General features: G+C 60.4%; 28 protein-coding genes and 1 tRNA gene. 6 read left to right on the top strand and 23 right to left on the bottom strand.

What is annotated here, in order from left to right:
- Positions 1 to 209: 209 nt before the first annotated feature.
- Together ACNAZA_RS05335 and ACNAZA_RS05330 are read right to left on the bottom strand one after the other, a co-directional pair.
- Positions 210 to 3,506 carry an acetyl-CoA carboxylase family protein gene (locus tag ACNAZA_RS05335; protein WP_415795414.1) on the bottom strand — a complete coding sequence of 1,099 codons (3,297 nt, stop codon included), beginning with the start codon at positions 3,504 to 3,506 and terminating at the stop codon, positions 210 to 212.
- 55 nt (positions 3,507 to 3,561) lie between these two features.
- Entirely contained in the window at positions 3,562 to 5,160 is a 1,599-nt protein-coding gene (locus ACNAZA_RS05330; RefSeq protein ID WP_415795413.1) for an AMP-binding protein, read from the bottom strand.
- 183 nt (positions 5,161 to 5,343) lie between these two features.
- Between ACNAZA_RS05330 and ACNAZA_RS05325 the strand changes: the two genes are divergently transcribed.
- Positions 5,344 to 6,093, top strand: a complete 750-nt coding sequence (locus tag ACNAZA_RS05325) for a TetR/AcrR family transcriptional regulator (protein WP_415795412.1) — start codon at positions 5,344 to 5,346, stop codon at positions 6,091 to 6,093.
- 96 nt (positions 6,094 to 6,189) lie between these two features.
- A complete protein-coding gene (locus ACNAZA_RS05320) occupies positions 6,190 to 7,437 on the top strand; it encodes a branched-chain amino acid ABC transporter substrate-binding protein (protein WP_415795411.1) in 1,248 nt (415 codons plus the stop codon).
- Positions 7,438 to 7,569: 132 nt separating this feature from the next.
- Here the strand turns inward: ACNAZA_RS05320 and ACNAZA_RS05315 are convergent, their stop codons facing one another.
- Positions 7,570 to 8,301: a YggS family pyridoxal phosphate-dependent enzyme gene (locus ACNAZA_RS05315; protein ID WP_415795410.1), complete on the bottom strand. Its 732-nt coding sequence runs from the start codon at positions 8,299 to 8,301 to the stop codon at positions 7,570 to 7,572.
- A 37-nt stretch (positions 8,302 to 8,338) separates the two neighbouring features.
- Between ACNAZA_RS05315 and ACNAZA_RS05310 the strand changes: the two genes are divergently transcribed.
- The 3 genes from ACNAZA_RS05310 (at position 8,339) to ACNAZA_RS05300 (ending at position 11,619) form a co-directional block, all read left to right on the top strand.
- On the top strand, positions 8,339 to 9,382 hold the full coding sequence (locus tag ACNAZA_RS05310) for a type IV pilus twitching motility protein PilT (RefSeq protein ID WP_120971745.1): 1,044 nt from the start codon (positions 8,339 to 8,341) through the stop codon (positions 9,380 to 9,382).
- Between the two features lie 168 nt (positions 9,383 to 9,550).
- Positions 9,551 to 10,687: a PilT/PilU family type 4a pilus ATPase gene (locus tag ACNAZA_RS05305; RefSeq protein ID WP_120971746.1), complete on the top strand. Its 1,137-nt coding sequence runs from the start codon at positions 9,551 to 9,553 to the stop codon at positions 10,685 to 10,687.
- A 20-nt stretch (positions 10,688 to 10,707) separates the two neighbouring features.
- Positions 10,708 to 11,619, top strand: coding sequence for an NAD(P)-dependent oxidoreductase (locus tag ACNAZA_RS05300; protein ID WP_415795409.1), 912 nt, complete (start codon positions 10,708 to 10,710; stop codon positions 11,617 to 11,619).
- A 58-nt stretch (positions 11,620 to 11,677) separates the two neighbouring features.
- Here the strand turns inward: ACNAZA_RS05300 and ACNAZA_RS05295 are convergent, their stop codons facing one another.
- From ACNAZA_RS05295 to ACNAZA_RS05285, 3 genes are all read right to left on the bottom strand, one after another.
- Complete coding sequence (locus ACNAZA_RS05295) at positions 11,678 to 12,331, bottom strand: BON domain-containing protein (RefSeq protein WP_415795407.1); 654 nt, start codon at positions 12,329 to 12,331, stop codon at positions 11,678 to 11,680.
- Positions 12,328 to 12,936, bottom strand: a complete 609-nt coding sequence (locus ACNAZA_RS05290) for an SIS domain-containing protein (protein ID WP_120971749.1) — start codon at positions 12,934 to 12,936, stop codon at positions 12,328 to 12,330. The genes ACNAZA_RS05295 and ACNAZA_RS05290 overlap by 4 nt, the downstream gene beginning before the upstream one ends.
- A 104-nt stretch (positions 12,937 to 13,040) precedes the next feature.
- Entirely contained in the window at positions 13,041 to 13,445 is a 405-nt protein-coding gene (locus ACNAZA_RS05285) for a YraN family protein (protein ID WP_415795404.1), read from the bottom strand.
- On the opposite strand from ACNAZA_RS05285, the gene rsmI reads away from it, so the two are divergent.
- Positions 13,445 to 14,368 carry a 16S rRNA (cytidine(1402)-2'-O)-methyltransferase gene (gene rsmI / locus ACNAZA_RS05280; protein ID WP_415795403.1) on the top strand — a complete coding sequence of 308 codons (924 nt, stop codon included), beginning with the start codon at positions 13,445 to 13,447 and terminating at the stop codon, positions 14,366 to 14,368. The genes ACNAZA_RS05285 and rsmI overlap by 1 nt on opposite strands.
- Before the next feature lie 105 nt (positions 14,369 to 14,473).
- Here the strand turns inward: rsmI and ACNAZA_RS05275 are convergent, their stop codons facing one another.
- From ACNAZA_RS05275 to rplE, 17 genes are all read right to left on the bottom strand, one after another.
- On the bottom strand, positions 14,474 to 15,727 hold the full coding sequence (locus ACNAZA_RS05275; RefSeq protein ID WP_415795402.1) for an Hsp70 family protein: 1,254 nt from the start codon (positions 15,725 to 15,727) through the stop codon (positions 14,474 to 14,476).
- A 197-nt stretch (positions 15,728 to 15,924) separates the two neighbouring features.
- A tRNA-Met gene (locus ACNAZA_RS05270) sits at positions 15,925 to 16,001 on the bottom strand.
- Between the two features lie 39 nt (positions 16,002 to 16,040).
- Positions 16,041 to 16,427 (bottom strand): 50S ribosomal protein L17, encoded by a 387-nt coding sequence (gene rplQ, locus ACNAZA_RS05265; protein ID WP_415795401.1) that lies wholly within the window; start codon positions 16,425 to 16,427, stop codon positions 16,041 to 16,043.
- 107 nt (positions 16,428 to 16,534) lie between these two features.
- The gene (locus ACNAZA_RS05260) at positions 16,535 to 17,533 is read right to left on the bottom strand and encodes a DNA-directed RNA polymerase subunit alpha (RefSeq protein ID WP_120971754.1); all 999 of its coding nucleotides are present in this window, start codon (positions 17,531 to 17,533) and stop codon (positions 16,535 to 16,537) included.
- Positions 17,534 to 17,645: 112 nt separating this feature from the next.
- On the bottom strand, positions 17,646 to 18,269 hold the full coding sequence (gene rpsD / locus ACNAZA_RS05255) for a 30S ribosomal protein S4 (protein ID WP_120971755.1): 624 nt from the start codon (positions 18,267 to 18,269) through the stop codon (positions 17,646 to 17,648).
- Between the two features lie 88 nt (positions 18,270 to 18,357).
- Positions 18,358 to 18,762: a 30S ribosomal protein S11 gene (gene rpsK, locus ACNAZA_RS05250; RefSeq protein WP_120971756.1), complete on the bottom strand. Its 405-nt coding sequence runs from the start codon at positions 18,760 to 18,762 to the stop codon at positions 18,358 to 18,360.
- Positions 18,763 to 18,779: 17 nt separating this feature from the next.
- Positions 18,780 to 19,145, bottom strand: coding sequence for a 30S ribosomal protein S13 (gene rpsM, locus ACNAZA_RS05245; RefSeq protein WP_120971757.1), 366 nt, complete (start codon positions 19,143 to 19,145; stop codon positions 18,780 to 18,782).
- A 22-nt stretch (positions 19,146 to 19,167) separates the two neighbouring features.
- Positions 19,168 to 19,281 carry a 50S ribosomal protein L36 gene (gene rpmJ, locus ACNAZA_RS05240; protein WP_003050535.1) on the bottom strand — a complete coding sequence of 38 codons (114 nt, stop codon included), beginning with the start codon at positions 19,279 to 19,281 and terminating at the stop codon, positions 19,168 to 19,170.
- Positions 19,282 to 19,415: 134 nt separating this feature from the next.
- On the bottom strand, positions 19,416 to 20,729 hold the full coding sequence (secY, locus tag ACNAZA_RS05235) for a preprotein translocase subunit SecY (RefSeq protein ID WP_120971758.1): 1,314 nt from the start codon (positions 20,727 to 20,729) through the stop codon (positions 19,416 to 19,418).
- A gap of 24 nt (positions 20,730 to 20,753) precedes the next feature.
- The gene (rplO, locus tag ACNAZA_RS05230; protein WP_120971933.1) at positions 20,754 to 21,185 is read right to left on the bottom strand and encodes a 50S ribosomal protein L15; all 432 of its coding nucleotides are present in this window, start codon (positions 21,183 to 21,185) and stop codon (positions 20,754 to 20,756) included.
- Between the two features lie 11 nt (positions 21,186 to 21,196).
- The gene (gene rpmD, locus ACNAZA_RS05225; protein ID WP_120971759.1) at positions 21,197 to 21,379 is read right to left on the bottom strand and encodes a 50S ribosomal protein L30; all 183 of its coding nucleotides are present in this window, start codon (positions 21,377 to 21,379) and stop codon (positions 21,197 to 21,199) included.
- A 14-nt stretch (positions 21,380 to 21,393) separates the two neighbouring features.
- Entirely contained in the window at positions 21,394 to 21,915 is a 522-nt protein-coding gene (rpsE, locus tag ACNAZA_RS05220; RefSeq protein ID WP_415795399.1) for a 30S ribosomal protein S5, read from the bottom strand.
- A gap of 16 nt (positions 21,916 to 21,931) precedes the next feature.
- A complete protein-coding gene (rplR, locus tag ACNAZA_RS05215; RefSeq protein ID WP_099735459.1) occupies positions 21,932 to 22,297 on the bottom strand; it encodes a 50S ribosomal protein L18 in 366 nt (121 codons plus the stop codon).
- An 11-nt stretch (positions 22,298 to 22,308) separates the two neighbouring features.
- Complete coding sequence (rplF, locus tag ACNAZA_RS05210) at positions 22,309 to 22,842, bottom strand: 50S ribosomal protein L6 (RefSeq protein WP_120971761.1); 534 nt, start codon at positions 22,840 to 22,842, stop codon at positions 22,309 to 22,311.
- A gap of 24 nt (positions 22,843 to 22,866) precedes the next feature.
- Positions 22,867 to 23,262, bottom strand: coding sequence for a 30S ribosomal protein S8 (gene rpsH / locus ACNAZA_RS05205; protein ID WP_120971762.1), 396 nt, complete (start codon positions 23,260 to 23,262; stop codon positions 22,867 to 22,869).
- A gap of 20 nt (positions 23,263 to 23,282) precedes the next feature.
- Positions 23,283 to 23,588, bottom strand: coding sequence for a 30S ribosomal protein S14 (rpsN, locus tag ACNAZA_RS05200; RefSeq protein WP_120971763.1), 306 nt, complete (start codon positions 23,586 to 23,588; stop codon positions 23,283 to 23,285).
- A gap of 8 nt (positions 23,589 to 23,596) precedes the next feature.
- Complete coding sequence (gene rplE, locus ACNAZA_RS05195) at positions 23,597 to 24,136, bottom strand: 50S ribosomal protein L5 (protein ID WP_066541321.1); 540 nt, start codon at positions 24,134 to 24,136, stop codon at positions 23,597 to 23,599.
- Between the last annotated feature and the right edge of the window lie 2 nt (positions 24,137 to 24,138).

Below are 24,138 nucleotides of genomic sequence, written 5' to 3'. Positions count from 1 at the left end.
CAGTCAAAAAGGCCGCGCCCCTGCACATCAAGGGCGCGGTCGGCAGCACCGTGCATTGCCGGGCTGCTCATTGGGAACATCCAGCTTAGCATGGGCTGCGGCCATGCACGGGCGGCCCGGCCACCGGTAAAAACACAGGTGACAGCGTTTCAAAACACGCGCTATCCCCGTGCATTCATGGCAGCTTTTTGAAGGCGCGCAGCGCCGGCTCACCAGGTGTCTATGAAGCCCCCCACGCTCTCGCGCACCTGGCTGCCGGCCAGGCCGCGCACCAGCCAGGCCCGCGTGTCTGCGGGGTCGATAACGGCATCGATCTCCAGCGTGGCCGCCATATGCATGGCTTCGCCGTGGGCATAGGCCTTGTCCAGCAGTTTCTGGAACAGAGCATCACGCGCTGCACCCTCGGGCAAGGCTTCAAGCTCCTTGCGAAAGCCCAGGCGCACCGCGCCTTCCAGCCCCATGGCGCCGAACTCGCCCGTGGGCCAGGCCACGTTGAAGATGGGCGCATGAAAGCTGCCCGCTGTCATGCCCATGGCACCCAGCCCATAGCCTTTGCGCAGCACCACGCTGAAATACGGCACGCGCAGCTTGGCGGCGCTTACAAACAAGCGGCTGACATGGCGTACCTGCGCCATTTTTTCCACCTCCGGGCCGACCATAAAGCCCGGCGTATCCACCAGGCTGACGATGGGCAGTCCATGGGCGTTGCACAGCTGCATGAAGCGCGCTGCCTTGTCGGCCGCATCGGCGTCAATGGCTCCGCCCAGATGCAAGGGGTTGTTGGCCATCAGTCCCACGGGCCTGCCCTGGATGCGCGCCAAGGCGGTATGAATGCCCAGACCAAAGCCGGTGCGCAGCATGAGCAAGCTGGCTTCATCCACCAGGCCTTGCATGGCGGTGCGCGTGTCGTAGGCGCGCAGACGATTCTCTGGCACCACATGGCGCAGCATGCGCGTATCGGGCTCCGACCAGGCCTGCGTGCGCCCCTGAAAAAAAGAGAGGTAATGCCTGGCTGCCACCACGGCCTGCGCTTCGTCCTCCACCAGAATATCGATCACGCCATTGGGGTGCTGCACGCCGACCGGGCCTATCTCCTCGGGCTTGAAAACCCCGAGGCCGCCGCCCTCGATCATGGCCGGCCCGCCCATGCCGATATGGCTGCTGCGCGTGGCAATGATCACATCGCTACAGCCCAGCAACGCGGCATTGCCCGCAAAGCAGCGGCCGTGGGTGATGCCCACCACGGGCACCTGGCCCGAGAGCGCGGCATAGGCGGCAAACGTATGGACATGCAGGCCGGCCACCACGGGAATATCGGTATCGCCGGGTCGGCCGCCGCCGCCTTCGGCAAACAGCACCACGGGCAGCTTTTGCTGCAGGGCAATGCCCAGCATGCGATCCGTCTTGGCATGGTTGCGTGCCCCTTGCGTACCGGCCAGCACCGTGGCGTCATAGGCCATGACAACGGCGCGCGATGGCTGCTCGCCAAATTCAGCGGCATTGATGGAGCCAATGCCCGTCACCATGCCGTCCGCCGGTGTGTTGGCCACCAGGTCTTCCAGACTGCGGCGACGGCTTTGCGCTGCAATCGCCAGCGCGCCGTATTCGATAAAGCTGCCGGCATCGCAAAGATCGGCAATGTTCTCGCGGGCACTGCGAGAACCCTGCGCATGGCGCTTGTCCATGGCCTGGGGCCGCGCCGCATCCAGCGTCAAAGCGTGTCTGTCCTTGACCCGCTGCAGGTCGGCACGAATATGCTCCGGGTCCTGCGCCTGTCCGGCCACTTCGGCCTGCGCCGCATCACCGACGGCAGCCTGCAGCACCAGCAGCGGCTGGTCTTGCACCACATAGCTGCCGGACTCGGCCAGCAAGGCCTGGACCGTGCCGGCCTGCTGGGCCAAGAGCACGTGCTGCATCTTCATGGCTTCGAGAATGCCCAGCTCCGCGCCTTTGGCGACCGTCTCACCCGCAGCGACAGACCATTGCACCACTCTGGCCGGCATGGGCGCCAGCACAGCATTTTCAGGAGCATCTTGCGCTTGATTGGATTGGATTTCAGCCGAGTTAAGCGCTGAATTCTTTTGAAAATTAGCGCTGTCTGCTATCTTTTCAGCAGCACCCACCAACTGCGGCAGGACTTCTTCCAGCCAGCGCGTATGCACGGCCTGGCTTTGCATCTCGGGCCGCTCGGCAAGCGCCTGCAGCAGCGGCAGATTGGTGGCGAATCCGGCAATCCGGCACTCGGCCAGAGCGCGCTGCGAGCGGCGCAGCACATCCTCAAAACGCGGCGCGTTGCTGTGCACTATGAGCTTGGCCAGCAAGGTGTCGTAATGCGGCGATGGGCTGGCGCCCTGTTGCGCATGGCTGTCGATGCGAATGCCCGGGCCTTGCGGCCAGCGCAGCTCTGCAATACGGCCGCTTCCCGGACGGGAGTTGCCTTGCCCATCCAGCGTTTCGGCATTGATACGCCATTGCACGGCATAGCCGCGCGGCTGCGGCGGCCGGTTCGCGTCCAGGCCCAGATCGGCAAAGTGATCGCCTGCCGCCAGGCGGATCTGTGCCTGCACCAGATCCACACCAAACACCTCTTCGGTAATCGTGTGCTCCACCTGCAAGCGCGGGTTGGCCTCGATGAACACATAGGGCAAGACCGTGGAATTCAGATCCACCAGAAATTCAAACGTGCCCAGGCCTTCATAGCGGATATCGCCGGCCATGCGCAGCGCGTCCTGGGTGATGCGTGCACGCAGCTCCTGGGTCAGGCTCGGGCTGGGCGCGATTTCCACCAGCTTCTGAAAGCGCCGCTGCAGCGTGCATTCACGCTCGCCCAGCGCCATCGGCCATTCGCTGCCGTCGCCCAGAATCTGCACCTCGATATGGCGTGCACCCGTCATCAGGCGCTCCACATACACGCCGTCCACGCCAAAGGCGGCGCGGGCTTCGCTGCAGCAGCGCTCATAGGCGGCAGCCACCTCGTCGGCCTCCATCACGGCACGCATGCCGCGCCCGCCGCCGCCGCCAATGGCCTTGATCATGATGCCCGTAGCACCGCCGGCTTTCTGGGTTGCAAAAAAATCCTGGGCCTGGGCCAGCGTGACGGCCTTCAGGCTGCCCGGCATCAGCGGCACGCCGCTTTGCTGCGCCAGCGCACGGGCGCGCGCCTTGTCGCCCAGCAAGGCCAGCTGCTCCGGCGTGGGGCCGACAAAGCGCACGCCGGCTGCGGCGCAGGCCTTGGCAAAGTCTGCGCTTTCGCTCAAAAACCCATAGCCCGGATGCAGGGCATCGCAGCCATGGCGCTGCGCAATCTGCAGCAGCCGCGCGCCGTCCAGATAGGCCGACGGTCCGCTGGCATCCAGCGCCACAGCCTCGTCCGCTGCAGCCACATGCGCGGCAGCTGCATCGTCTTGCGCATACACGGCCAGACTGGACACACCCAGCTCCTGCAGCGCGCGCACCACGCGCAAGGCGATCTCGCCGCGATTGGCGATCAGGACTTTTTCAAACATAGAACTCTCAATTCAATAGCTATAAGCGATTGCCATATATGCGTCACGGCCCATTTCAAGCCATATCCCGCAGCAGGCGACGCAAGACCTTGCCCGCGCCCGTGGCCGGCAGTGCGTCAATAAAGCGCACCTCGCGCGGTGCCTTGTAATTGGCCATGTTCGCCTTGGCCCAGCTCAGCAGCTCATCGACCTCCAGGCTTTGCCCCGGCTTGCGCACGATGAAGGCGCGCACGATCTCGCCTTTTTGCGGATCGGGCATGCCAATCACCGCCGCCTGCGCAATCGACGGGTGCTTGATCAGCAGTGTTTCCACCTCCTCCGGAAACACGCTGTAGCCCGAGACCTTGATCATTTCCTTGAAGCGACCTATGAAGGTCAGATAGCCATCGGCATCGATCCTGCCCATGTCGCCCGTGTAGACCCAGCCGTCCTTGAGCGTCTTGGCCGTGGCCTCGGGCTTGTTCCAGTAGCCCTTGAAGTTGCCGGGGCCGCGAATGATGATTTCGCCCACCTCGTCGGCGGCCAGCTGCCGGCCGGTTTCCGGATCGACGATGCGGATCTCGTTGCCCGGCACCGGCTTGCCATGCGTGCCCCAGCGTATGGCGTTGCCGGGCATGGTGGTGTCCATGGTGTGGGTCTCGCTCAAGCCGTAGGCGGCCTCGCTGGAGACGCAGTTCGGCGTGTAGCGCCGCCATTGCTCGGCCAGCTCCTGGGTATAGGTAATGCCGAAGCTGGTGACCGTGTTGCGCCGCAGCGATGTGAGGTCCATCTTCTCCACGCCAGGGACTTGCATCAGCGCCACGTTCATGGGCGCGATGCTGTACCACCAGCTCACGCGATAGCGCTCTATGGCCTGGGCCACGGCCAGCGGATCAAAGCGGTGCAGCAGCACGCAGGGCGCACCGCTGTGCACGGGAATATTCACCCCCATGGACATGCCGGCAATGTGATAGAGCGGCGCCACGGCCAGCAACATGTCCTGGCCCGAGACATCGGAAGACTCGGCCGCTGCAGCCGTCTTGTGTGCGGCACTGCCAAAGCTGAGCATGGCTCCCTTGGGCAGACCGGTGGTGCCCGAGGTATAGGTCATCAGCGCCACATCGTCCATGGCTACCGCCACCGGCTGCGGCCTGGCGCCGCTGTGCATCACATCCCAGAACGAGATCACAGAGTCAGGCAGAGGTTGCATGGGCTGCTGCAGCTCTGGCGGCAGCGGCAAAGTGGCGTGCGATGGCAGCCATTCGGCATAGCGCACGGCCAGCACATGTTGCAAGCGGGTGCTGGCGCGCACCTTGTCCACTATCGGCAGCAAGCTGTCGGCGGCAATGATGATGCGGGCCTGCAAATCGTTGAGCTGGTAGTCCAGCTCATGCTCCTTGTTCAGCGGGCCGCAGGGGCAGACGATGGCGCCGATTTTCTGGATGGCGTAGTGCGCCACGATGTACTGCGGGCAGTTGTTCATGAACAAGGCCACCGGCTCGCCTTTTCTCACTCCCAGGCCTTGCAGATACGCGGCCACGGCATCGCTGCTCTCATCCATCTGTCGCCAGCTGATGTGCTGGCCGTACCAGAGGTAGGCATCACGCTCGGGATGGTTGCGCGCGTTGCGGCGCAAGACCTCATGCAAGGGAATGAGGGACGCAGAATCAGCCATGGTTTGTCTCCTAGGTGTCTGTTGCAAATCAAGCCCTGGCGCGGTGTTTCCCGCGATCTCAGGGATTGTCTTGAGTGAATGCAGGACTTGATGTCTTGCAAATATATACCCGCTGGTAGAACAATACTACCCATCGGTATAACCATCGCGACACGCGAAAACCCGCAGCCAAACGCCCCAGAAATGAAAGAGAAAGCACCTTCTGCACCGGCAGCGCCCAAGGGCCGCCAGCGCCTGCCCACAGCAGGCTCGGACGAGAAACGCGAACGCATACTCAAGGCCGCCGAAGCCCTGTTCGACCGCAATGGCTACGCCAACACCACCATCGAGCAGATCGTGCAGGCGCTGGGGGTGACCAAGCCTTTTGTCTATTACTACTTTCGCAACAAGCAGGAAATTTTCGAGACCCTGTGCTGGTCGCCCACCGAGGCCTGCTTCACGGTGCTGGACTTTGCGGCGGACGATCCGCGCCCGGCCCATGAGAAAGCCGTGGACGGGCTGCAGCGGCTGATTGCGGCCACGATTGCGCATTACCCGGCCGGCTTTTTCCCCTACCGCGAACCGCAGGCTTTCAGCCCCGCCTATCTGAAGGCATCGCGCGCCGTAGCCCAGAAGTTCTACAAGGAGTTCTGCGCCCTGCTGGAGCAAGGCCGGTCCAGCGGGCATTTCGACTTTCGCGAAACCCGCATCACGGCCCAGGCGGCCTGCAGCCTGCCCGGTTTTCTCTACAACTGGTACCGCCCCGATGGACGCCTGGGCACGGCCGAGATGGTGACCGAGCTGACCGAGCTGGCCACCCGCGTGCTGGGGCTGACTCCGGCCGCAACAACCATGGCGGCCGGCAAAGCCGTGAAAAAACATCGTGCGGCAGCGAAGAACAAGGACCGCGCCACACCGCCAGAGACGGTGCCCAAAAAAGCCGCCAAGAGCTAGATACGACCGTTAGAAGTGTCTGTCGGACACCAGTAAGACAGGCCGCAACCGCCGGTGGACGACGGCCGCCCGCTCACCACTCCAGGAGACCCATCCATGCCCCCTCGCTTCACCGCTCTTGCCGCAGCCGCAGCGCTGTGCTCAGCCACGCTTTCAGCCCAGGCTGCAGAGCCTTTCAAGATGGCTTTTATCGATCCGCTCTCCGGCCCGTTTGCCAATGTGGGCGAGGTGATGCGCAACCATGTGCTGTACGCGGTCGACGATGTGAATGCCCAAGGCGGCTTGTACAACGGTGCCAAGTTGCAGCTGCTGCAGTTCGACAGCAAGCTCTCGGCACAGGAAAGCCAGAGTGCGCTGCAAGCGGCCATCGACCAGGGCGCTCGCGTGGTGGTGACGGGTGGCTCGGGCTCTTCCGTGGTCACGGCGCTGGTGCAGGCGGCTGCGCGCTACAACCAGCGCAATCCGGGCAAGGAGGTGCTGATACTCAACCACTCCTCCATCGATCCCGAACTCACGGGCAAGGCCTGCAGCTTCTGGCACTTCATGTTCGATGCCAACACTGCCATGCGCATGCAGGCGATCGCCAACTACATCAAGAGCCAGTCCGAGATACGGAAAGTCTTTCTGCTCAACCAGGACTACGCCCACGGCAAGCAATGGGCCAATTACGGCCGTCAGATGGTGGGCCAGGCCAGACCCGATATCCAGTTTGTAGGCGAGACACTGCACCCCATGGGGCGCATCAAGGACTTTGCCCCCTATGTCTCCAAGATGAAGGAGCTGGGCACGGACTCGGTCATTACCGGCAACTGGGGGCAGGATCTGACGCTGCTGCTCAAATCCGCCGGCGATGCCGGCTACAAACTGCGCTATTTCAACCACAGCGCCGGCGGCTTTCCGGGCACGGTGACTTCCATCTCCCAAGCCAAGATCAGTCAGGTGACCTGGGTGGCCGAATGGCACCCCGGCATGGCGGATCGGACCCAGGCCGATGCCCGCGCCAAGGAGTACAAGGCCAGGATGAATCAGGATTTTCTGGCTCCGCGCATGGATCTCGTGCCGCGCATGCTGGCCGCCGCCATGGCCAAAGCCCAGTCCACCGAACCCGTGAAGATTGCCAAGGCCATGGAAGACATGTCCATGGACACCGTCTTCGGCCCCGTGAAGATGCGCGGCAAGGATCACCAGCTGCTGCTGCCCCAGGTGGTCAACACCATCGCGCCGGTGGACGGCAAGCTGGTCAAGACCGGATGGGAAGGAACGAACTACGGCTTCAGAACCGATGCTATTTATTCAGCCCAACAGGTGGATTTACCAACGGAATGCCAGATGAAGCGGCCTTGAGCGAAGCTGCAACACAGCCGCTAACGCCAACACCGGCGCGGCCCAAGTCAGAAACGCCGAGCAAGGGCCGCCCCGCAGCGAGGGCGTTGTCCCCCTCCCGCTAAGCGAGAGAGGGGGAAGGCGTGCAGCGCCTCAGGGGGTGGGCGTACCGTAGGTACGCCTTCCAAATATCCCGCTACCCACCCGCACCATGGTGCTGCCTGCGGCCACGGCAGCCTCCAGGTCACCCGTCATGCCCATGGACAGGGTGTCGAACTGTTCAAGCCCCGGCAGCGCACTGCTTTTTATGCGCTCGAACAAGACTCTAGCCTTTTCATGTACTGCGCATTGCGCTTCAAAATCAGGAGCATCATCGGGAATACTCATGATGCCGCGCAACACCAGACCGGGCAGCGCGGCGACGGCCTGGGCCAAAGCCAGCGCGTCGGCAGGTGCCACTCCGGACTTGGTTTCGCCGCCATCGACATTGACCTGAATGCAAATCTGCAGCGGCTTCATGCCTGCAGGCCGCTGAGCCGACAGGCGCTCGGCAATCTTGAGCCTGTCCACGGTCTGGGCCCAGTCGAAATGCTCGGCCACCAGCCGCGTCTTGTTGCTCTGGATAGGGCCTATGCAATGCCATTGCAGCTCGGCGCCGCTCGGCAGCTGCATGGCACGCACGGCGGCGATCTTGTCCACCGCCTCCTGAATATAGTTTTCGCCAAAGCTGCGCTGGCCGGCCAGTACGGCCTCGCGCACCGCGTCTGCGCCAAAGGTTTTGGAGACTGCTAGCAGCTGCACATGCTCAGTCTGGCGGCCGGCTTGTGCACAAGCCGTGGCCATACGGGCACGAATCTGCCCCAGATTGTTTTCAATCGTCGTCATAATTACCGCCAGAGTATCAAATACGAGGGGGCTTTCCGTGGACATCACGCAATTGCTGGCTTTCAGCGTAAAGAACAAGGCTTCGGACTTGCATTTGTCCGCCGGCCTGCCGCCCATGATCCGAGTCCACGGCGATGTACGCCGCATCAATGTGGACGCGCTGGATCACAAGACCGTACATGCCATGGTCTACGACATCATGAGCGATGCCCAGCGCAAGGCCTACGAAGAGTTTCTGGAAGTGGACTTTTCCTTCGAGATCGAAGGTCTGGCCCGTTTCCGTGTCAACGCCTTCAACCAGAATCGCGGCGCCGCGGCAGTCTTTCGTACCATCCCCAGCAAGATCCTGACACTGGAGCAGCTCAACGCGCCCAAGATCTTCGGCGATCTGGCACTCAAGCCTCGCGGCCTGGTCCTGGTGACCGGCCCCACAGGTTCGGGCAAATCGACCACGCTGGCCGCCATGGTCAACCACCTCAACGAGACCGAGTACGGTCACATCCTGACGGTGGAAGACCCTATCGAATTCGTGCACGACTCCAAGAAGTGCCTGATCAACCAACGCGAAGTCGGCCCCATGACGCGGTCTTTTGCTGCGGCGCTGAAATCTGCGCTGCGCGAAGACCCGGATGCCATCCTGGTGGGTGAAATGCGCGACCTGGAAACCATTCGCCTGGCCATGACGGCGGCGGAAACCGGTCACTTGGTATTTGGCACCCTGCACACCTCAAGCGCGGCCAAAACCATAGACCGTATCATCGACGTCTTCCCGGCCGAGGAAAAGGAAATGGTGCGGGCCATGCTGTCGGAGTCGCTGCAGGCCGTGATCTCCCAGACGCTGTGCAGAACCAAGGACGGTCAGGGCCGCATTGCGGCACACGAGATCATGCTGGGCACCAGCGCCATCCGCAATCTGATCCGCGAGGCCAAGGTGGCGCAGATGTACTCCACCATCCAGACCAGCCAGAACGTGGGCATGCAGACTCTGGACCAGAATCTGACCGATCTGGTGCGCCGCAACGTCATCACCTCGGCCGAGGCCCGCAGCAAGGCCAAGATCCCAGATAACTTCCCGGGGTGAGATGCCCCCTGAGTCGCTTCGCGCCTTCCCCAAGGGGACGACGGCCTTTGCTGGGGCAGCCCACGCTGCGGGGCGGCCCTTGCTGGCCGTCTCTCGCTTGGATTGCGCCAGTTTTATGCAATGCTGATGCCGCGTAGTGCGATGAATCACTGACACTCAAGGAACATCATGGAAAGAGATCAGGCCAGCAAATTCATCAACGATCTGCTCAAACTCATGGTCAGCCGAAACGGCAGCGACCTGTTCATCACGGCAGAATTTCCGCCTGCCATCAAGATTGACGGCAAGGTCACCAAGGTATCGCCCCAGCCGCTGACGGCGGTGCACACGCTGACACTGGCACGCGCCATCATGAGCGACAAGCAGACCGCCGACTTCGAGCTGACCAAGGAGTGCAACTTCGCCATTTCGCCTGCCGGCGTGGGCCGTTTTCGGGTCAATGCCTTCCTGCAGCAGGGCAAGGTAGGCCTGGTGCTGCGGACGATTCCCACCGTCTTGCCCACCATCGACGGTCTGGGCGTGCCCCAGGTGCTCAAGGAAGTGGCCATGACCAAGCGCGGTCTGTGCATTCTGGTCGGTGCCACCGGCTCGGGCAAATCGACCACGCTGGCTGCCATGGTGGACTGGCGCAATGAAAACTCCTTCGGCCATATCGTGACGGTGGAAGATCCGGTGGAGTTTGTGCATCCGCACAAGAACTGCGTGGTCACCCAGCGCGAGGTGGGCCTGGATACCGACAGCTGGGAAGCGGCACTCAAGAACTCGCTGCGCCAGGCACCCGACGTGATCATGATGGGCGAAATCCGCGACCGCGAGACCATGGAGCATGCGATTGCTTTCTCCGAAACCGGTCACCTGTGTCTGGCCACGCTGCACGCCAACAATGCCAACCAGGCCTTGGATCGCATCGTCAACTTCTTCCCCGAAGAGCGCCGCCCGCAGCTGCTGATGGACTTGTCGCTGAACCTGCGCGGCATGATTTCGCAGCGCCTGATTCCCAAACAAAACAGCAAGGGACGCGTGGCCGCCATCGAGGTGATGCTCAACTCGCCGCTGATTTCCGATCTGATCTTCAAGGGCGAAGTGGCCGAAATCAAGGAGATCATGAAGAAAAGCCGCAATATCGGCATGCAGACCTTTGACCAGGCGCTGTTCGACCTGTTCGAATCCAATCTCATCACCTATGAAGACGGGCTACGCAATGCGGACTCCGTCAACGACTTGCGCCTGCAGATCAAGCTCAACAGCCAGCGCGCCCGCGCACAAGATCTGGCCGCAGGCACCGAACACCTGACCATCGTGTAATTCAATCTGGGTATCGCGCCATGAGCACCACCTCCATCCATCCCCGCAGCTACGCCCCGACCTCCGCCCTGCCCGTGGCATTTCTGGGCCTGGGCGTCATGGGTTCGCCCATGGCCGGACATCTGGCACAGGCCGGCCATCAGGTCACCGTCTACAACCGCAGCCCGGCCAAGGCCCAGAGCTGGCAGGAAGAGTTCCGCTCCGGCCACAGCGCCGTCACGCCCCGCGAAGCTGCAGCCGGTGCACAGATGGTGTTTTGCTGCGTGGGCAATGACGATGATTTGCGCGCCGTGACCCTGGGCGACGACGGCGCTTTCGCCGGCATGCAGCCAGGCGCCATTTTTGTGGACCACACCACAGCCTCCGCCGAAGTGGCGCGCGAGCTGTATGCCGAAGCGCAAAAGCGCGGCCTGCACTTCATCGATGCGCCGGTGTCCGGCGGCCAGGCCGGTGCGGTCAACGGCCAGCTCACGGTGATGTGTGGCGGCGATCAAGCAGCCTTCGAGCGGGTCGCTCCCGTGGCCGAAGCTTTCTCGCGCGCCTTTACCTATATGGGCGAAAGCGGCGCGGGCCAGCTGACCAAGATGGTCAACCAGATCTGCATTGCCGGACTGCTGCAAGGTCTGTCCGAAGCCGTTGCCTTTGGCTTGCGCGCCAACCTGGACATGCCCAAGGTGCTGGACGTGATCGGCAAAGGCGCGGCACAGAGCTGGCAAATGGACAATCGCGCCCAGACCATGGTGGTGGGCAAATTCGACTTCGGCTTTGCCGTGGACTGGATGCGCAAGGATCTGGGCCTGGTTCTGGCAGAGGCCAAGAACAACGGGGCCCGCCTGCCGGTCACGGCCCTGGTCGACCAGTTCTACGCCGATGTGCAGGACATGGGCGGCAACCGCTGGGATACCTCCAGCCTGATCCAGCGCCTGCGCTGATCCGCGAAGGCATGAAAAAAGCCGGACCTATGTCCGGCTTTTTGATGTGTTGGCGCGCTTACTTGTTGGCCGTATCGTCTTCGATGACCGGTGCCGGCTTGGTCTGCATGGCAGCCAGCTCGTCTTCGGAGATCACTTCAAACAGGCGCACCACCTTGGTCACATCATTCACGCCGCGCGCAATTTCGGCAGCACGTTTGGCTTCGCGCGGAGTCACGATGCCCATGAGGTAGACCGCATTGTTCTCGGTCACCACCTTGATGGCCGAGGAACTGATGTCCTTGGCATTCACCAGGCTGGCCTTGACCTGGCCGGTGATCATGGTGTCCTTGGAGCGCTGGCTCAGCGTGGCCGTGAACGGCAGCACCTCCACTTCGTTATAGACCTGGCGCACCGTCGGCTGTTCGCGCACCAGCTTCTCTATGGTTTGCTTGTCCGTGGCATTGCCGGCCTGACCGGTCAGCAACACCACGCGGTTGTAGCTGGTCACGCTGACACGGGCCTTCTCGCCCATCACTTCATTGATGCGGTTATCGGCGCGCAGCTCGATGCCCTGATCTTCGACTTGCGAGCCTGTGGTCCGGCGATCCAGGGCCGACATGCCGGCCACGGCAGCTCCGCCACCCACCAGGGCCACGCAACCGCCCAGAGCAGCACTCAAAGCCGCTGCCGTCAGCGCAGCACATGCCACACGGGTCCACTGAAACTTCATAAAGGCATCTCCTGGTCACCAAGTAGTTGGGCGTCCACACCGTCGGCCAGACAGTGCAGGATCAAGGTATGGGTTTCGCGCACGCGTGCCGCACGGTCGTGGGGCACGCAGATCAGCACATCGGTCTCGCGCACCTGGACGGCCAGATTGCCACCGCTGCGCCCGCTCAGCACCACCACCATCATGTCGCGCTCGTGGGCTGCTTCCACCGCATCTTGCACCGCAGCATCGTTGCCGCTGACCGACATGGCCAGCAGCAGATCGCCGGGCTGACCCAGAGCCCGCACCTGGCGTGCCAGATATTGCGTGGCATTGCCCCCCGAGCCCGTGGCCCCCACGGTGCCCAGCAGGCCGCCATCGGAGACCAGCGCAATGGCTGCCAGCTCGGGGCGGGCACGCTCAAAACCGGTCACACAAAGGGAAGCGAACAATTGCGCATCACTGGCGGAAATACCTGCACCGCAGGCCAGCACCTTGCCACCACCGGTCACGCAAGCCAGCATGGCCTGAACGGCAGATGCAATGGGCTGGCTCAGCGCTTGTGCGGCCTGATACTTCAGGTCGGCGCTGTCGATGAAATGCTGTTGAATTCGTTGCTCTAGCATGGAAGCCCGATGATACCTGCCAGCTGTTATCTCTTTCGTAGCGAACCGTTATTTACGCATCAGTGTTACAGCCGCATTTTGCATATAAGACTATGACGCTGGAACTACAGGGCATCAAAGGCGGCCTTGAGCCATTGCACGCGGTTTTGCGCACCCGATGTATCCACCAGCACCACATCGAAGCGGCACGGCGGCGGCGCGGCAAACTTCAACAGATAGTGGCGGGCGGCCAGCACAATGCGCTGCTGCTTGGACTGGCCTATGCTGGCCGCCGCGCCGCCAAAGCGCCCGGTGTTGCGGCTTCTGACCTCGACAAACACCAGAGACCCGTCGCGATCGCGCACGATTAGATCGATTTCACCCCCGCCGCGGCCCGGCGTTCGATAATTGCGCTCAATCAGCTTCAGGCCTTGCGCCTGTAAATGCCTGAGCGCCTGCTCTTCGGCCCACTGCCCGCGCTGTGTGCTGGTGGTCGCCACTGTGGCGCTTTTGCTTCCAAGGAAATCCATTGACTACCTCTTTCGCCTCTGCACTGACTGCCGCACATGATGCGGCTGCGTCCCAGCATTATCCGCAGGGAGCCCTGTATGTGGTGGCGACGCCGATTGGCAATCTGGCCGACATCAGCCTGCGCGCCCTGCATGTGCTCAAAACCGTGGACTGCATTGCCTGCGAGGACACGCGCCACACGCAAGGTATGCTGCGCAGCTACGGACTGGAGCGCCCGGGCAACCAGATGCTGGCCGTGCACCAGCACAACGAGGCCGAAGCCGCCCAGCAAGTAATAGAGCGCCTGCAGCAAGGCCAGCGCATTGCCTATGTCAGCGATGCCGGCACCCCGGGCGTGAGCGATCCCGGTGCCCGCCTGTGCGCAGCCTTGCAGGCCGTGGGTCTGCGCAGCATTCCCCTGCCCGGAGCCAGCAGCGTGACATCGGCCATCAGCGTGGCGGGAGCCGTCACCCCGGCTCAGGGTGAAAGCGGTTTTGTCTTTGCCGGTTTTCTGCCCACCAAGAATGCAGAGCGCTTGTCCGCCGTGCAAAAGCTGGCCGGCGAATCACGCTGCACGGTGCTACTGGAAGCGCCGCACCGCATCATTGATATGGCGCAGGCCCTGGCCACGCTGGGTGCGCGCCCGGTCACGCTGGCGCGCGAGATCACCAAGCAGTTTGAAGATATTGCCACCATGCCCGCCAGCGAGCTGGCCGCCTGGCTGCAGGCCTCGCCCCAGCGCGTGAAAGGCGAATTCGCCATCGTGCTACACCCCGTTGCCGTGCCACAGGAATCGGGCGAAGCCGAGCGCGTGCTCAAACTGCTGCTGGTCGAGCTACCCACCAAGACCGCCGTCAAACTGGCCGCCGAGATCACGGGCACCGGCCGCAACACGCTCTATGAGCGTGCCCTGGAACTCAAGCGCGAAGCGGACAGCAACTAAGCATCAAACCGGGCACAGGCCAAGCCAGGGCGCCGAGCAAGGGCCGCCCCGCAGCGATGGCGTCGTCCCCCTCCGGGGGAAGCGGCGCAGCCGCTCAGGGGGCATTCACGCATAGGCCAGCCCGGTGGCAACGCCGCCGAACAGATCGCCTTCGACCTGAGGCGTATCCGGGAAGGCCTGCTGCAGCGCATCGCGCAGGGTGCGTAGTGCCGAAGAGCCACCCGTCAGATAGATCGCATCGGGCTTGTCCATGCCGGCCAACTGCACGCATTCCTGAGCGCAAGCCACCACCTGCAGCAGCAGATGCTGCAACTGGCTGTGCAGCACCTCGGGAGAGATCTGGGCCGCCAGACCAGCCTCCAGCCAATCGAGCTCCAGGGCCGCCGCCGCACTGGTGCTGGATGCGGCAATCTTGGCCTGCTCCACGGTGTTGGCCAGCCTGTGGCCTTCGCGCCATTCCAGCACCTTCATCAAGCGCTGGTGGAGTTGCTGATCGCGGTAATCGCTCTTGAGATTGCGCGCCCCGGCCAAGGCCTTGGGCGAATACAGCCACTGAATCAGATGCCAGGTGGACAGATCGAAGAACACACCGCTGGGCACTTCACGCCCGGTGGGGCCTATATGCCTGTAGCCCAGCAGCGGCATGACCTGCTCCACGTTGAGGCGGTGGTCAAAGTCCGTACCGCCGATGTGCACGCCGGTGGTGGCCAGAATGTCCTGCTTGCGATCGGCATGCAGCGCCTGCTGCGGGCCCAGTCGCACCACGGTGAAGTCGGAGGTACCGCCGCCGATGTCGACCACCAGCACCACAGACTCGGCCTGCAGACGCTGCTCGTAATCCAGCGCTGCAGCAATCGGCTCCAGCTGAAAACTCACCTCGCCCAGGCCGGCCGTACGCGCCGCGGCAGCCAGGGATTCCTGGGCCTGGCGATCGCGCTCGGGGTGGGCATCCACAAAATGCACGGGACGGCCCATGACGACGCGCTCCGGCAGGCGGCCGTCGAGCGCCGTGCGGGCTTTTTCAGCCACATGCTTCAAAAAGATGGCAATGATGTCCTCATAGCTCATCAGCTTGTCGTGTACCGCCGTCTTTTCCTGCAGCAAGGCGCTGCCCAGCAGGCTTTTGAGCGAGCGCATCAAGCGGCCCTCTTCACCCTCCAGGTACTGGCCCATGGCGGCACGGCCGAAATAGGTTCGGTGCTCTTCGGTGTTGAAGAACAAGGCCGTGGGCATGCCGGTGGCAGCCCCCTCCAACGGTAGCAGACGCGCAGTCTGGCCGGGCAGACGGTAGGCTGCAGCCGAGTTGGAGGTTCCGAAGTCAATGCCCAGCGTACCGGGAACAGTCAATGCGTCAGCCATGAGAAAAGCAAAAACAGGAGCAACTAGCACCGGTTTAAAAATGACTTCAAAGCATATTCACACTGAAGTTCAAATGAAAAAAGCGCAAGCAGCTCACTTTTTAAGTGATAGGTAGTCAGCAAAAACAGCCATAGCGCACAAGATGTGCGGGCCACAAAAACAAAAACGCCCGCTGTTGTCAGCGGGCGTTTTCAATTTGGTTGCGCGAGAAGGATTTGAACCTCCGACCTTTGGGTTATGAGCCCAACGAGCTACCAGACTGCTCCATCGCGCGGTATTCCAAATTATAGCAGGCTTTGGGGCCTGCTAGAGCTTATTCAGCCTTGGCTGCTGCAGCTTCTTCAGCAACTTCCACCAGTTCCACGAAGGCCATGGGAGCGTTGTCGCCCACGCGGAAGCCCATCTTCAGGATACGGGTGTAGCCGCCAGGACGCTTGGCGTTACGGGGACCCAGCACGTTGAACAGCTTGGTCACGCTGTCGCGGTCGCGCAGACGGTCGAAAGCCAGACGGCGGTTGGCAACGGTGTCAACCTTGGCCAGAGTGATCATGGGCTCGATGACGCGGCGCAGTTCCTTGGCCTTGGGGACCGTGGTCTTGATCGCTTCGTGTTCGATCAGCGAGTTCATCATGTTTTGCAACATCGCCTTGCGGTGAGACGAAGTGCGATTCAGTTTGCGGAGGCCGTGACCGTGACGCATGGTGCTTTCCTTTGATCCGTAGATCTTTTTAAATTAAATCAGGCAGCCGTATCAGGTACTGCCCGAGGCACTGTTCCACCCTAAAGCGGAACTCTCAATTATAGCGATTAACGCTTTTCCAAGCCAGCAGGTGGCCAGTTTTCGAGCTTCATGCCCAGCGTCAGACCGCGGGAAGCCAAAACTTCCTTGATCTCGTTGAGCGACTTGCGACCCAGGTTAGGAGTCTTGAGCAGCTCGTTTTCGGTACGCTGAATCAGGTCGCCGATGTAGTAGATGTTCTCTGCCTTCAGGCAGTTGGCCGAACGCACGGTGAGTTCCAGCTCGTCCACGGGACGCAGCAAGATTGGATCAAAGGCGGTAGCGGCACCACGGTTGCCTGCAGGAGCATCAAACACGCTGGCGATATCGCCGCCGTCGAGCTGAGCAAACACAGCCAGCTGCTCCACCAGAATCTTGGCGGAAGCGCGCACTGCGTCTTCTGCGGTGATGGCACCGTTGGTTTCGATTTCCAGAACCAGCTTGTCCAGGTCGGTACGTTGTTCCACACGAGCGGATTCGACAGCGTAGCTCACGCGCTTGACGGGCGAGAACGAAGCGTCGAGCACGATACGGCCGATCGACTTGGTCGATTCGTCACCGTAGCGGCGCACGTTACCGGGCACATAACCGCGACCCTTTTCCACCTTGATCTGCATGTCCAGCTTGCCGCCTTGCGACAGGTGGGCGATCACATGATCAGGGTTGACGATTTCCACGTCATGGGGAGTCTGGATATCACGAGCCGTGACAACACCTTCACCATCCTTGCGCAAGCTCAGGGTGACTTCGTCACGGTTGTGCAGCTTGAACACCACACCCTTGAGATTCAGCAGAATGTTGACTACATCTTCCTGGACACCATCGATCGAGGAGTACTCATGCAGCACTCCAGCAATCGTTACTTCCGTCGCTGCGTAACCCACCATGGAGGAGAGCAGGACACGGCGCAGGGCATTGCCCAGCGTATGGCCGTAGCCGCGCTCAAACGGCTCCAGAACAACCTTGGCACGATTGTGGCCAAGCTGTTCGACATTGATTGTCTTGGGCTTCAGCAAATTCGTTTGCATGCAGACTTCCTCTCAATACCCTCGGCTCGTTACACCGGTAAGGCTGGTGAAGCACCCACGGCGCGATGCCTCGCGCCGTGGGGACGGTTTACAGAAATGTCGCTGCTAACGATTAACGCGAGTACAACTCAACGATCAGAGATTCGTTGATGTCGGCTGCGAATTCGTCGCGGTCAGGAGACTTCTTGAAAGTGCCTTCAGCCTTGTCGGCAGACACTTCAACCCATGCGGGGAAGCCCACTTGGCCGGCCAGTTGCAGAGCTTCGACAACGCGAGCTTGCTTCTTGGACTTTTCGCGCAGAGCGATCACGTCGCCGTCCTTCACGGAGAAGGAAGGAATGTTCACGGACTGGCCGTTCACGGTGATAGCCTTGTGCGACACCAGCTGGCGTGCTTCAGCGCGTGTGGAGCCAAAGCCCATGCGATACACCACGTTGTCCAGACGGCATTCCAGCAGCGACAGCAGGTTGGCACCAGTGTTGCCACGCTTGCGATCAGCAGCTTCGAAGTAACGGCGGAATTGCTTTTCCAGCACGCCGTACATGCGCTTGACCTTCTGCTTTTCACGCAGTTGCAGACCGTAGTCGGAAGTGCGCTGACCCGAAGTGCGGCCATGTTGACCAGGCTTGGTGTCGAACTTAGCCTTGTCAGCGATGGAGCGACGAGCGCTCTTCAGGAACAGATCGGTGCCTTCACGGCGGGAGAGTTTGGCCTTGGGGCCGATATAGCGTGCCACTTGATTTCCTTTGTGTCATCTACCGTGCGCAAACACGGGAGCCGCCCGCGATGCTAATGCATCTGGGCGGCGGTGGGCTTGATTTGGATTAGATACGACGGCGCTTTTGAGGGCGGCAGCCGTTGTGGGGAACCGGTGTCACGTCCGCGATGGAAGTGATACGGATGCCCAGAGCACCCAGGGCGCGAACCGAAGATTCACGGCCGGGACCGGGACCCTTGATTTCGACGTCCAGGTTCTTGATGCCCTGTTCGATCGCTGCGCGACCAGCCACTTCCGATGCGACCTGAGCTGCAAAAGGAGTCGACTTACGCGAACCCTTGAAGCCTTGGCCACCCGACGAAGCCCACGACAGAGCGTTGCCTTGACGGTCGGTGATAGTGATGATCGTGTTGTTGAACGAAGCGTGCACGTGTGCAATGCCGTCCGAAATGTTCTTACGGACTTTCTTGCGAACGCGAGCAGCTGCGTTGTTTGCGGGAGATTTAGCCATAGTGATCTTTCAATCTCTTATTTCTTCAAAGCCGCTGCACCCTTGCGCGGACCCTTGCGGGTACGGGCATTCGTGCGGGTACGCTGACCACGCATGGGCAGACCACGACGATGACGGAAACCGCGGTAGCAACCAATGTCCATCAAACGCTTGATGTTCATGGTGGTTTCGCGACGCAGATCACCTTCCAAGGTCATTGGATTCAGGAAGTCACGGATCTTTTCCAGATCAGCGTCCGTCAGGTCTTTGACCTTCTTGGAATACTCGATACCGCAAGCTTCGCAAATTTTGCGAGCTGTTGTACGACCGACGCCAAAGATGGCAGTCAGGCCGATTTCAGCATGCTTGTGCGGTGGGATGTTAATGCCAGCAATACGTGCCATATTAGTCCTCTAATGCTTTCAATCAACCTTGGCGCTGTTTGTGGCGCTGGTCCGTGCAGATCACGCGCACAACACCTTTGCGGCGGATGATCTTGCAGTTACGGCAGATTTTCTTGACCGAAGCCGAAACTCTCATTTCATTCTCCTAAAACTCTACATCCATTCGGCCTATCGACCGGGAAACAATGCCCGCGATAGATCGATGGGCGTCTACTAACTATTAGCAGGCAGCCTTCGCGCCACTTCGGCACAGAAGGTCTGCCTTTTTCATCAAATACCAGCTTTGAAGTTCGCCTTTTTCAAGAGCGACTCGTACTGCTGCGACATCACGTAGTTCTGCACTTGGGCCATGAAGTCCATGGTCACCACCACAATAATCAGCAGCGATGTACCACCGAAGTAGAACGGAACGTTGTACTTCACGATCAGGAATTCCGGCAACAAGCACACGAAGGTGATGTAGATCGCGCCAGCCAGGGTCAGGCGAACCAGAATCTTGTCAATGTAGCGTGCGGTCTGATCACCAGGACGGATCCCGGGGATGAACGCGCCGCTCTTCTTCAGGTTGTCGGCAGTTTCCCGGCTGTTGAAGACCAGGGCCGTGTAGAAGAAGCAGAAGAAAATGATCGCGGCAGCATAAAGGATGACATAGATCGGCTGACCAGGGGTCAACGTACTCGCAATATCCTTCAGCCAGCGCATGGATTCCCCTGCACTGAACCAATTCACCACAGTCGCAGGCAGCAAGATGATCGAGGAAGCGAAGATGGGAGGAATCACACCTGCCATGTTCAACTTCAGTGGCAAGTGCGAAGACTGACCACCATACACCTTGTTTCCGACCTGACGACGTGCGTAGTTCACCAAGATCTTGCGCTGGCCTCGTTCAACAAACACGACGAAATACGTCACGGCTGCCACAACGAGGACAATGAAGATCGCAGCCAGGATGCTCATGGCACCGGTGCGCACCAGTTCCAGCAGACCTCCAATAGAGCTTGGCAAGCCTGCAGCGATACCGCCAAAAATCAGTATCGAGATACCGTTGCCCAGACCACGTTCAGTAATCTGTTCACCGAGCCACATCAGGAAGATAGTACCGGCCGTGAGGCTGACCACCGCTGTGAGGCGGAAGCCGAAACCCGGGCTCAGAACCAGACCTGCTTGGCTTTCCAAAGCTACGGCAATACCCAAGGACTGAAAAATCGCCAGTGCCAAAGCACCGTAGCGGGTGAACTGGGTAATCTTGCGACGACCCGATTCACCTTCTTTTTTCAGCTGCTCGAACTGCGGGAGGACATAAGTCATCAGCTGCATGATGATCGATGCCGAGATGTACGGCATGATCCCCAGTGCGAACACTGTGAAGCGCGAAAGCGCTCCACCCGAGAACATATTGAACAGATTGAGAATGCCGCCCTGCTGGCCATTGAACAGCTGCTGCAGCTGCGCTGGGTCGATGCCCGGAACGGGGATATGTGCCCCGATACGGTAAACGACCAGCGCGAGCAACAGAAAAACCAGACGACGACGTAGATCGCCGAACTTACCGGTTTTTGCAATTTGAGCTGCGCTAGTAGCCACGGATGTCTTCTTTCAGAACATTAATCAGGCGATGCTGCCACCGGCAGCTTCGATGGCAGCCTTGGCACCGGCAGTAGCGCCGATACCGCTGAGCTTGACAGCCTTGCTGATTTCACCGCTCTTGATGACCTTGACCACCTTAGCGATTGAACCAACCAGACCGGCTTGCTTCAGAGCAGCCAGATCCACTTCGGCCAGGCCGAGCTGTTCCAGCTCGGACAAGCTCACTTCTGCATTGAACTTCAGCAGATGCGACTTGAAGCCACGCTTGGGCAGGCGACGCTGCAAAGGCATTTGACCGCCTTCGAAGCCTACCTTGTGGTAGCCACCCGAACGCGATTTCTGACCCTTGTGACCACGACCGGCGGTCTTACCCAGACCGGAACCGATACCGCGGCCAACGCGACGCTTGGCGTGCTTGGCGCCGTCTGCAGGCTTGATGCTATTGAGTTCCATCATCAATCCTTTCAGAGGACCTTGACCAGATAGCTGATCTTGTTGATCATGCCGCGCACTTCGGGCGAGTCCTGCAGTTCGCTGATGCTGTTCAGCTTACGCAGGCCCAGGCCACGAACGGTAGCGCGGTGCGATTCTTTGGTGCCAATAGGGCTGCGCACCAGTTGCACCTTGACGGTTTGTTGCGTTGTCATGTTCTTGACTCCGATCAGGCCGCGAAGATGTCTTCGATCGACTTGCCACGCTTTGCTGCCACTTCCGAGGGGGTTGTGGAGTTCTTCAAAGCGTCGAAAGTTGCGCGGACCATGTTGTAGGGGTTCGAGGAACCGTGGCTCTTGGCCACGATGTCGGTGATACCCACCACTTCAAAAACAGCACGCATTGGGCCGCCAGCAATAATGCCGGTACCCTTGGGAGCTGGATGCAACTCCACGAGTGCTGCGCCGTGATGACCCTTCACCGAGTGGTGAATGGTTCCGCTCTTGAGCGAAACCTTCATCAGGTTGCGACGGCATTCTTCCATCGCTTTTTGCACGGCAGCAGGCACTTCCTTGGACTTGCCCTTACCCATGCCAACGCGGCCGTCACCGTCGCCAACCACGGTCAGTGCAGCGAAGCCGAGAATACGACCACCCTTCACAACCTTGGTGACGCGGTTAACCGCGATCATTTTTTCGCGCAGACCGTCGTCATTGCCTTGGTCTTGCACTTTGGGGGAAAACTTTGCCATTTTCAATCCGCTCCGCTTAGAACTGCAGGCCCGCTTCGCGAGCGGCCTCTGCCAAAGCCTTCACGCGGCCGTGGTATGCAAAACCGGCGCGGTCGAAAGCGACTTTCTCAACGCCAGCAGCCTTCGCCTTTTCAGCAATACGCTTGCCGATCAGTGTGGCGGCTGCCACGTTGCCACCCTTGCCAGCGGCGCCGATTTGGGCGCGCACTTCGGCTTCTGCAGTGGAAGCCGAAGCCAGCACCTTGGTGCCGTCTTCCGAAACCACGGAGGCGTAGATGTGGAGGTTCGTGCGGTTCACGCTCAAACGCGCCACGCCTTGCTGTGCAATGCGGATACGTGTTTGACGCGAACGGCGCAGACGCTGCTCTTTCTTGGTCAACATAATGCAGCTCCTTACTTCTTCTTGGTCTCTTTGATCACGACCTTCTCATTCGCATAGCGAATGCCCTTGCCCTTGTAAGGCTCGGGAGGACGAACGGCGCGGATCTCAGCAGCCAGCTGACCCACCACTTGGCGGTCAGCACCCTTGATCACGATTTCAGTCGGAGTGGGGGTAGCAACGGTGATGCCGGCAGGCATCTCGAAGTTAACGGGGTGAGAGTAGCCCACTGCCAGGTTCAGCTTGGAACCCGATGCAGCAGCCTTATAGCCCACGCCAATCAGCGTCAGCTTCTTCTCAAAGCCCTCGGTCACACCCTTGACCATGTTGTTGACCAGCTGGCGGAAAGTACCGGCCAGAGCGTCAGCTTCACGGGAATCATTGGAAGGTGCGAACGACAGCTTGCCGTCGTTGTTGCTGATGGCCACCAGAGCGTTCAGAACCAGGGACAGATCGCCGCCCTTGCCCTTGACCTTGATGGAGTCAGCGTTGATAGACACATCCACGCCAGCGGGGATGGTCACAATAGCTTTTGCTACGCGAGACATTTCAGTATTTCTCCTTAATGTCCGTTAGGCCACATAGCACAGCACTTCGCCGCCGACACCGGTAGCACGTGCTTTGCGATCAGTCATCACACCTTGAGGAGTGGTGACGATGGCCACGCCCAGGCCGTTTTGGACCTGAGGAATTGCGTTACGACCCTTGTAAACGCGCAGGCCGGGGCGGCTAACGCGCTCGATACGTTCGATCACAGCGCGACCGGCGTAGTACTTCAGGGTAATTTCGAGTTCGGACTTGCCGTCTTCGGTCTTCACTTGGAAACCGTCGATATAGCCTTCATCCTTCAGCACTTGTGCGATGGCAACCTTGACCTTAGAGGAAGGAGCCGACACGGTGGCCTTGGAGACCATTTGTGCGTTGCGGATGCGGGTCAGCAAGTCAGCGATGGGATCACTCATGCTCATGTTTAATCTCTCCTGCTTGCTTACCAGCTGGCCTTGGTGATACCGGGGATATCACCTGCAAAGGCCAATTCACGCACTTTGGCGCGGCCCAGACCGAATTGACGGAATGTGCCACGAGGACGACCGGTGATTTCGCAACGGTTGCGTTGGCGAGTGGGGTTCGCGTTACGGGGCAGCTTTTGCAGGCCCAGACGTGCAGCGTCGCGCTCTTCGTCGGAACGCTTTGCGTCGCCGGCGATTGCCTTCAGTTCTGCGTACTTGGCAGCGTACTTGGCTGCCAGCTTTTCGCGCTTCAGTTCGCGCTGGATCAATGCTACTTTAGCCATGCGCTACCTCAGTTCTTGAAGGGGAACTTGAACGCTGCGAGCAGTGCCTTGCACTCTTCGTCGTTCTTTGCCGATGTCGTGATGCTGATGTTCAGACCACGCAGAGCATCCACTTTGTCGTATTCGATTTCAGGGAAGATGATCTGTTCTTTGACGCCAACGTTGTAGTTGCCGCGGCCATCGAACGAACGGCCGGAGATACCACGGAAGTCACGCACGCGGGGCAGAGCCACGGTAACGAAACGGTCCAGGAATTCGTACATCTGAACGCCACGCAGGGTCACCATGCAGCCAATGGCTTGGCCTTCACGGATCTTGAAACCAGCGATAGCCTTCTTGGCCTTGGTCACCACAGGCTTCTGACCAGCAATCTTGGTCAGGTCAGCCACGGCGTTGTCCATCACCTTCTTGTCGGCCACGGCTTCGCTCACACCCATGTTCAGGGTGATCTTGGTCAGGCGGGGCACTTCCATAGCGGAGGTGTAGCCGAACTTTTCCTTCAGTTCAGCCGCGATCTTTTCGCGATAGAGTTTTTGCAGTCGTGCCATGT

Source organism: Comamonas aquatilis (assembly GCF_965139575.1).
Taxonomy (GTDB): domain Bacteria; phylum Pseudomonadota; class Gammaproteobacteria; order Burkholderiales; family Burkholderiaceae_C; genus Comamonas; species Comamonas aquatilis.
This window is presented reverse-complemented; position numbering and strand designations above follow the sequence as displayed.

Coding starts and splice junctions, on each gene's coding strand:
- ACNAZA_RS05335 (WP_415795414.1), bottom strand. CDS start 3,506: ATGTTTGAAAAAGTCCTGATCGCCAATCGCGGCGAGATCGCCTTGCGC.
- ACNAZA_RS05330 (WP_415795413.1), bottom strand. CDS start 5,160: ATGGCTGATTCTGCGTCCCTCATTCCCTTGCATGAGGTCTTGCGCCGC.
- ACNAZA_RS05325 (WP_415795412.1), top strand. CDS start 5,344: ATGAAAGAGAAAGCACCTTCTGCACCGGCAGCGCCCAAGGGCCGCCAG.
- ACNAZA_RS05320 (WP_415795411.1), top strand. CDS start 6,190: ATGCCCCCTCGCTTCACCGCTCTTGCCGCAGCCGCAGCGCTGTGCTCA.
- ACNAZA_RS05315 (WP_415795410.1), bottom strand. CDS start 8,301: ATGACGACGATTGAAAACAATCTGGGGCAGATTCGTGCCCGTATGGCC.
- ACNAZA_RS05305 (WP_120971746.1), top strand. CDS start 9,551: ATGGAAAGAGATCAGGCCAGCAAATTCATCAACGATCTGCTCAAACTC.
- ACNAZA_RS05300 (WP_415795409.1), top strand. CDS start 10,708: ATGAGCACCACCTCCATCCATCCCCGCAGCTACGCCCCGACCTCCGCC.
- ACNAZA_RS05295 (WP_415795407.1), bottom strand. CDS start 12,331: ATGAAGTTTCAGTGGACCCGTGTGGCATGTGCTGCGCTGACGGCAGCG.
- ACNAZA_RS05290 (WP_120971749.1), bottom strand. CDS start 12,936: ATGCTAGAGCAACGAATTCAACAGCATTTCATCGACAGCGCCGACCTG.
- ACNAZA_RS05285 (WP_415795404.1), bottom strand. CDS start 13,445: ATGGATTTCCTTGGAAGCAAAAGCGCCACAGTGGCGACCACCAGCACA.
- ACNAZA_RS05275 (WP_415795402.1), bottom strand. CDS start 15,727: ATGGCTGACGCATTGACTGTTCCCGGTACGCTGGGCATTGACTTCGGA.
- rplQ (WP_415795401.1), bottom strand. CDS start 16,427: ATGCGTCACGGTCACGGCCTCCGCAAACTGAATCGCACTTCGTCTCAC.
- ACNAZA_RS05260 (WP_120971754.1), bottom strand. CDS start 17,533: ATGCAAACGAATTTGCTGAAGCCCAAGACAATCAATGTCGAACAGCTT.
- rpsK (WP_120971756.1), bottom strand. CDS start 18,762: ATGGCTAAATCTCCCGCAAACAACGCAGCTGCTCGCGTTCGCAAGAAA.
- rpsM (WP_120971757.1), bottom strand. CDS start 19,145: ATGGCACGTATTGCTGGCATTAACATCCCACCGCACAAGCATGCTGAA.
- rpmJ (WP_003050535.1), bottom strand. CDS start 19,281: ATGAGAGTTTCGGCTTCGGTCAAGAAAATCTGCCGTAACTGCAAGATC.
- rplO (WP_120971933.1), bottom strand. CDS start 21,185: ATGGAACTCAATAGCATCAAGCCTGCAGACGGCGCCAAGCACGCCAAG.
- rpmD (WP_120971759.1), bottom strand. CDS start 21,379: ATGACAACGCAACAAACCGTCAAGGTGCAACTGGTGCGCAGCCCTATT.
- rpsE (WP_415795399.1), bottom strand. CDS start 21,915: ATGGCAAAGTTTTCCCCCAAAGTGCAAGACCAAGGCAATGACGACGGT.
- rplR (WP_099735459.1), bottom strand. CDS start 22,297: ATGTTGACCAAGAAAGAGCAGCGTCTGCGCCGTTCGCGTCAAACACGT.
- rplF (WP_120971761.1), bottom strand. CDS start 22,842: ATGTCTCGCGTAGCAAAAGCTATTGTGACCATCCCCGCTGGCGTGGAT.
- rpsH (WP_120971762.1), bottom strand. CDS start 23,262: ATGAGCATGAGTGATCCCATCGCTGACTTGCTGACCCGCATCCGCAAC.
- rpsN (WP_120971763.1), bottom strand. CDS start 23,588: ATGGCTAAAGTAGCATTGATCCAGCGCGAACTGAAGCGCGAAAAGCTG.
- rplE (WP_066541321.1), bottom strand. CDS start 24,136: ATGGCACGACTGCAAAAACTCTATCGCGAAAAGATCGCGGCTGAACTG.